This is a genomic window from Planctomycetota bacterium (assembly GCA_026387035.1).
Lineage (GTDB): Bacteria > Planctomycetota > Phycisphaerae > FEN-1346 > FEN-1346 > JAPLMM01.
In genome coordinates this window covers 1-5,923 of record JAPLMM010000022.1, presented here as the reverse complement: position 1 = coordinate 5,923, position 5,923 = coordinate 1, and the positions used below count along the sequence as shown (strand labels likewise).

8 protein-coding genes are annotated in these 5,923 nt (G+C 63.8%); 5 read left to right on the top strand and 3 right to left on the bottom strand.

Annotation, left to right across the window (positions count from 1 at the left end; genetic code table 11):
- From NTX40_00660 to NTX40_00640, 5 genes are all read left to right on the top strand, one after another.
- The coding region (locus tag NTX40_00660; GenBank protein ID MCX5647604.1) for an ATP-binding protein at positions 1-614 on the top strand (614 nt) is incomplete at its 5' end.
- Complete coding sequence (locus NTX40_00655) at positions 589-1,242, top strand: response regulator transcription factor (protein ID MCX5647603.1); 654 nt, start codon at positions 589-591, stop codon at positions 1,240-1,242. The genes NTX40_00660 and NTX40_00655, both read left to right, overlap by 26 nt.
- Positions 1,243-1,285: 43 nt before the next feature.
- Positions 1,286-1,672, top strand: a complete 387-nt coding sequence (locus NTX40_00650) for a four helix bundle protein (protein ID MCX5647602.1) — start codon at positions 1,286-1,288, stop codon at positions 1,670-1,672.
- 539 nt (positions 1,673-2,211) lie between these two features.
- On the top strand, positions 2,212-3,111 hold the full coding sequence (mtnP, locus tag NTX40_00645) for an S-methyl-5'-thioadenosine phosphorylase (protein MCX5647601.1): 900 nt from the start codon (positions 2,212-2,214) through the stop codon (positions 3,109-3,111).
- A gap of 152 nt (positions 3,112-3,263) precedes the next feature.
- Complete coding sequence (locus NTX40_00640) at positions 3,264-4,034, top strand: site-specific DNA-methyltransferase (protein MCX5647600.1); 771 nt, start codon at positions 3,264-3,266, stop codon at positions 4,032-4,034.
- On the opposite strand, the gene NTX40_00635 is transcribed toward NTX40_00640, so the two are convergent.
- The 3 genes from NTX40_00635 to NTX40_00625 all read right to left on the bottom strand — a co-directional run.
- Complete coding sequence (locus tag NTX40_00635) at positions 4,003-4,644, bottom strand: hypothetical protein (protein MCX5647599.1); 642 nt, start codon at positions 4,642-4,644, stop codon at positions 4,003-4,005. The two genes, NTX40_00640 and NTX40_00635, sit on opposite strands and share 32 nt — an antisense overlap.
- A 243-nt stretch (positions 4,645-4,887) precedes the next feature.
- Positions 4,888-5,109, bottom strand: a complete 222-nt coding sequence (locus NTX40_00630) for a helix-turn-helix transcriptional regulator (protein ID MCX5647598.1) — start codon at positions 5,107-5,109, stop codon at positions 4,888-4,890.
- A gap of 314 nt (positions 5,110-5,423) precedes the next feature.
- The coding region (locus NTX40_00625; GenBank protein ID MCX5647597.1) for a PfkB family carbohydrate kinase at positions 5,424-5,923 on the bottom strand (500 nt) is incomplete at its 5' end.

Below are 5,923 nucleotides of genomic sequence, written 5' to 3'. Positions count from 1 at the left end.
CCCTCGCGCTGGCCAAGACGAAACTCGAGGGTCTGGCGGCCCGCAAGTCGTCTGCGCAGATTTCGCAGGCCATCCTGGAAATCCGGGGGCTCGTGGACCAGTCGGTGCACGACACGCGGTCGCTCCTGTTTGACCTCAGCCCGGTGGCCCTGTACGAACTGGGCTTCGAGCCGGCCGTCGAGTCCCTCCTGGACCGCATCCAGGCGGCCCACCGCCTCGCCACCCGGTTCCGGACCGACGGACTTCCCAAGCCCATGACGAACGACGTGCGGGTGGTCCTGTTCCGCGGCGTCCGCGAGGTCGTCCAGAACGTCGTCAAACACGCCCAGGCCCGGAGCGTGGGCGTTTCCGTCGGTCGCGAGGACGAGACGGTCCTCGTCGAGGTTCAGGACGACGGCGTGGGGTTCGACGCCGAGAAAGCCCTCTCGGTTCACGACGAGGCCGGGGGTTTCGGCCTCTTCGACGTGCGCGAACGCCTCGACTACCTGGGCGGAAGCCTCACAATCCAGTCCGAGCCGGGCAAGGGAACCACCGCTACCCTGCGAGCGCCGCTGGTGCAGGAAAAGGCCTGCCCTGAAGGAATGAGCCATGGCGATTCGAGTGCTTCTGGCTGACGATCATCAACTGTTCCGGCAGGGCATGCGCTCCATGCTTGCCAACGACGCGGGGATCGAGGTCATCGGCGAGGCCGAGAACGGCCGCAGCGCCGTCGAACTGGCCCGCCAACTGGTTCCCGACGTCATCGTCATGGACATCAGCATGCCGGACCTGAACGGCATCGAGGCAACGCGCCAGATCGCGGCCCGCGCCCCGCGGACGCGGGTCCTGGCGCTCTCGATGCATTCGGACCGGCGGTTTGTCACCGGCATTCTCGCGGCCGGCGCCGCGGGCTATCTCCTGAAGGACTGCGCGTTCGACGAACTCTGCCGCGCCATCCACGCCGTGGCGAAGAAGCAGGTGTACCTGAGCCCGGCGGTGGCGGGCGAGGTGGTCGACGCCCACGCCCGCGGAAGCGAGGGCGCTGCTTCGCAACCCCTGAGCGACCTGACGTCCCGCCAGTTAGAGATCCTCCAACTCATGGCCGAGGGACGGGCCACCAAACAGATCGCCGCCCGCCTCCACGTCAGCACCAAGACCGTGGACACCCACCGCCACGAAATCATGACCAAACTGGACCTCCACAGCATCGCGGAACTGACGAAGTTCGCCGTCCGCGAGGGGCTGACAGACCTGGAGCGCTAGGCTGGAACGACGAACCGGAGAACTGCGGAACAAGGAACGGCGAATGGCGAAGGGAAAGGCACAGACGGGACGCCCGTTCGACTTGGAGGAGCGATCGATTGCTTTTGCCGGCCGGGGCGTCGAGGTGGTGAGCGCCTTGCCCAAGACGCAGGTCGGCAAACACCTGGGCGGTCAACTGCTGCGCAGCGGAACGTCGCCGATGGCCAACTATGCGGAGGCCCAGGGGGCAGAGTCGCGCAACGATTTCGTTCACAAGATGAAAGTCTGCCTGAAGGAACTCCGCGAGACGCTGGCGTGGCTGAAACTGATTCAGAGGCGGCGCCTGGCGGGCGGCCCGGAGAAAATGGAAGCAATCGTGACAGAGTGCAACGAGTTGGTTTCGATTTTCGTGGCTTCTGTGAATACGGCCCGCGAGTGTCGCAAGGCATGAGAGGGGAACGCGGCGCCGTTTTTCACTTCGCCGGTCACCGTTCCTTGTTCTTCGGTTCGACATTCGCCGTTTTGCGAAAGCCGTCCAGGAAAGCAAATCAGGGATTTCGAACCCCAGATTCAGGGAAAACCCCTATGGCGTCGCGTACCGAAAGGACCGATACTCCGATTCCGATTACGGGTGAGCGAACCGAGGGCAGGAGGTCCGGGCATCAGTGATCCTCGTCCACGCTGGGAAGCGACGAAGAGATCGGCAAGCCGCCCCCTGCCCCCGGTTCGCATAACCTTGCGGCGCCTGTGACGGAACGCCGTCACAGGGACCCGCTGAAAGCGGGCGCCTCGGGGGCCTATGGGACGATAATGGATAGCGGCGTGCAGGCAAGCCCTTTCTTCCCCCCCGCGCTGGGGTGGGATGAAGGAAGCGCCGGGCCCGAACGGCTGGCGCTTCCCGTTTTCTTGCGGCACCGGGCGATTCCTTGACCCCCTCGGCGGCGTGTGGTAGCGTACGGGCTCAACTTCGCAAGCGAAAGGAGGCCGTGCGTGAGCCAGACGCTTGTGGGACTCATCGGCGGGACGGGCATCGGCGAAGCCCTGACGGAAGGGGCGAAGGGCAAGCGCGTCGAGGTGGACACGCCGTTCGGCAGCCCGTCGGGACCGATCCTCGTGTCGGAAGTGGGCGGCCAGCGCGTGGCGATCCTGGCGCGCCACGGACCGGGCCACCGCTTCAATCCGTCCCAGGTCCCCTACCGCGCGAACATCTTCGCCCTGAAGAAACTCGGCGTGACGCACATCCTGGCGAGCGGGGCGACGGGGGGCCTCCAGGACGCGATCGCGCCGCGCGACCTCGTCCTCTGCGACCAAGTGATTGACAAGACACTCCGCCCCGGCCGGACGTTCTTTGAGGACCTGGCGGTCCACGTGGAGTTCGCCTATCCGTTCTGCCCGGGCCTGCGGGCGGTGCTGATTGAAAGCGGGATGGATCTCGAGACGACGGTGCATCCGAAGGGGACCTATGTGTGCATGGAAGGCCCGCAGTTTTCGACCCGGGCCGAGAGCCTCCAGCACCGCTCGTGGGGCGCGGACCTGATTGGGATGACCGCGATGCCGGAAGCGAAACTCGCGCGCGAGGCGGAGATCTGCTACGCCCTCATCGCCGTTGCGACGGATTACGACTGCTGGCGCCCACACGAGGCCGGCGCCTCCGCCGACGAGGTCCTCGAAAGCATCCTGGCGAACGTGAAGGCGGGGACCGCCAATGCCGTGGAACTCATGAAGCGGGCCGTCCCGAGAATCGCCGACGCCGTCGGGCCCGACTGCGCGTGCCGCTCCGCGCTGGCCAAGGCGATCTGGACGGACCGCAAGGCCGTCGCCCCCGAGACCCTCCGCCGCCTCGAACCGCTGCTCGGCAAATACCTCGGCCGCGCCCGCAAGGCACCATAACGCCGCGGCCAGGACGCGCCCCGCTGATGGGCTTGCCCGCCTCATAAGGTGGAAAGCCGCCCAAAGCGCCAGGGGCAGACCTTGACATAAGCGAGAGGGCGGAGTAGAGTCGCGGTTAGAGGGGTCAATCAGCATTTCTGGAGGCGTTTGTAGTGCTGCGTCGAAAGAAGCGGAAGTCGCCAGACGGCGTCCCCACAAACGATTTGGTATTTAGTGCGAGCCTCGGGACGAACGACCTTGTTTTCCCAGAGATCCTTTCTCTCTACGTCCCGAAGGGCAGCACGGTTGCTGATGTTACGTACGGGAAAGGCGTGTTCTGGCGGCGGGTTCCAAAGAATGCGTACAAGGTTTTGGCGACCGACATCTCTACCGGAGTGGATTGCCGAGAACTGCCCTATGAGGATGCCTCGATTGACTGTGTGGTATTTGACCCCCCCTACATGCACACGCCCGGCGGCACGGCCCACGTAAACCACCAGAATTACGAAACCTACTACCGCAACAACTTGGCGCAGTCCACAAAGAAATACCACGAAGCGGTGCTCGACCTTTATTTCCGCGGCGCGCGAGAAGCCTGGCGGGTCCTGCGAAGAGGTGGCATCTACATCGTGAAATGCCAGGACGAGGTGTGCGCGAATCGGCAACGCCTCACACATATTGAAATCGCGGATGAGTTGTCACATCGGGGTTTCGTAGCCGAGGATCTGTTTGTCGTCGTCCGCAATGGCAAACCCGGCCTCAGCCGTGTCTTGAGGCAGGCGCACGCGCGCAAGAACCACTCGTATTTCTTGGTGTTTTTGAAGCCGCGCGGCAAGAAGCGCTGGACAGGGGTTCCTGCGGAACAGCGCCTGTACGTCGGCGCTCACGGGCTGCTTAGACCGAGCCCAACACCTAGGCGCGAAGAAGCGACGCTTTTTCGGTAAAGAAGTCCGTAAACGGCTTGACGGCAATCACCCCCTTGTGCTGGCGCGCCAGCACAGCATATCTCCGCGGGACATCGAAGTAGTAGATGCGCTCCATCCGGGCCAGCCAGGCCTGATAGGCCAACCATTGGTCGGGGACGCATATTTCAACAACCTCATGAGATCGAGAATCCAGTTTCGTCTCGGCGAACAGGACCATCACTCCTTTATAAGCACCTTCACCATAGGCCGCGTCCAAAATGCGTTGGTGCGCCCACGCTTGGACCACGCGCTCCCTAGTCGACATCTTCACCGGAAGGTGAAGGTTGGGTCCGTTCGGGAAGTCGAAAAGGAAATCCATCGTAAGACGAACCGACTTCCGACCGATGGGCACCGTAGCGCGTTTGACAGGGTTCACCCCGATAGAAGATGCGAAAATATGGCCGATCAGGCACTCGAAGTAGGTCGCGGGTCCCTTTTTGTTCTGGCGGTCGAAAAGTTCCATCGCGATACAAGGGGCAATCGCGGACGTGTATAACAATCGCGCACAAGTCCTGGGGCTGAACTGCTCGGTCTGCCACAAGCCCCACTGGTCCGCAACAAACTCCGGTTCCCCGACAAAAAGGTCCATGTTCGCAGGCCTCGAAACCGGCGTTTTTCTGCCCCTTCGCGCAAACGCCGTGTACTCCTTTCCTGGAACCGCAGAAGTGAGTGCGACCGGCCGACAACCACGGGCGAGAAAGCGGAGGCAAAGGTGTGCAAGATGTCGGATGGCTTCCCCCGCGGCAGCGGATGCGCAGTTCTCCTTGCAGCGCAACTTAACTGCGAGGTAGGCTTCACGAATGCCTTGTAATGGGTTGCTCACCTGCCCCCCTCATAGGCCTCTCATGAGTTCGGAACACCTGACTCCCAACGCCTCGGCAATCCGAAGTACGTTGAGCAAGCCAAGGTTGCGCTCGCCCCGCTCCACACCGCCGATATACGTGCGGTCCAGCCCACACTTGGCCGCGAAGGCTTCCTGAGAAAGCCCTCTCGCTTTGCGCAGCGTACGCACGCGTTCACCGAAGCGCTTGAGGTCCGCAGAAACGTGTCGCATGACAAGATGCTAACAGGGAAGAAGACTTAACGTCCACGGACTATGAGTATCGCCAAAAATACGGTCCGAAGGGGGGTGGGATTACACAAAGCCAAGTCAGGCTTCGAGCCCCATCCGAGTGAAGGGAAAAGGCAATAGGTGGCTCCCCATGAGCCAGTCATCGGGCCCTGGCCGACCTTCATTCGCACCAGAAGGCCGACCTCACGCGACCGTCAGGTAATCGCCGGGGCGGAGGGTGACGGCGCGGCGAAGGCGCAGAACCATGAGGCCTTTTTCGCGCTGCGCCGTGTCAACCCGCACGCCCGTCGCAGCGATCACGCGAACGGCTTGACCTCCGTCGTCCCATACACGCGCTCGACGTCGGCAAGGTCCACTTCGCCGGTGCGGGCTTTGAGGGCGGCGGCGGAGCCGACCGCGACGCCGCGGCGCAGACATTCCTCCGGCGCGCCGCCGCGCGCGTGGGCGTGAACGAAACCCGCCAGCAGCGCGTCCCCGCAACCGACCGTCTTCACAACCTCGGCCGGGTCGAGGTGCGGCGTGGCGTGCCAGGCGCCTGTGCGCGTAAAGAGGCAGGCGCCTTCCTGGCCGAGCGTGACGACCACCAGTTCGATGCGCTCGAGGAGCGCCCGGGCGGCCTCGTGCATCTGGAGGTCGGTTTCGACGGGCCGGCCGGTCAGTTCGGCGAGTTCCTCGCGGTTGGGTTTGACGAGCCAAAGAGGCCCGCCGTGGCGGACGACGTCGAGGCCCGGGCCGCTCGAGTCGACGGCGACAAAGGCGGTGCGGTCGCGGCACACGGCGACGAGGCGTTCGAACG

Excerpts from the sequence above, each read along its gene's own strand:
- NTX40_00655 (MCX5647603.1), top strand. The coding sequence starts at position 589 with ATGGCGATTCGAGTGCTTCTGGCTGACGATCATCAACTGTTCCGGCAG.
- NTX40_00650 (MCX5647602.1), top strand. The coding sequence starts at position 1,286 with ATGGCGAAGGGAAAGGCACAGACGGGACGCCCGTTCGACTTGGAGGAG.
- NTX40_00635 (MCX5647599.1), bottom strand. The coding sequence starts at position 4,644 with ATGGACCTTTTTGTCGGGGAACCGGAGTTTGTTGCGGACCAGTGGGGC.
- NTX40_00630 (MCX5647598.1), bottom strand. The coding sequence starts at position 5,109 with ATGCGACACGTTTCTGCGGACCTCAAGCGCTTCGGTGAACGCGTGCGT.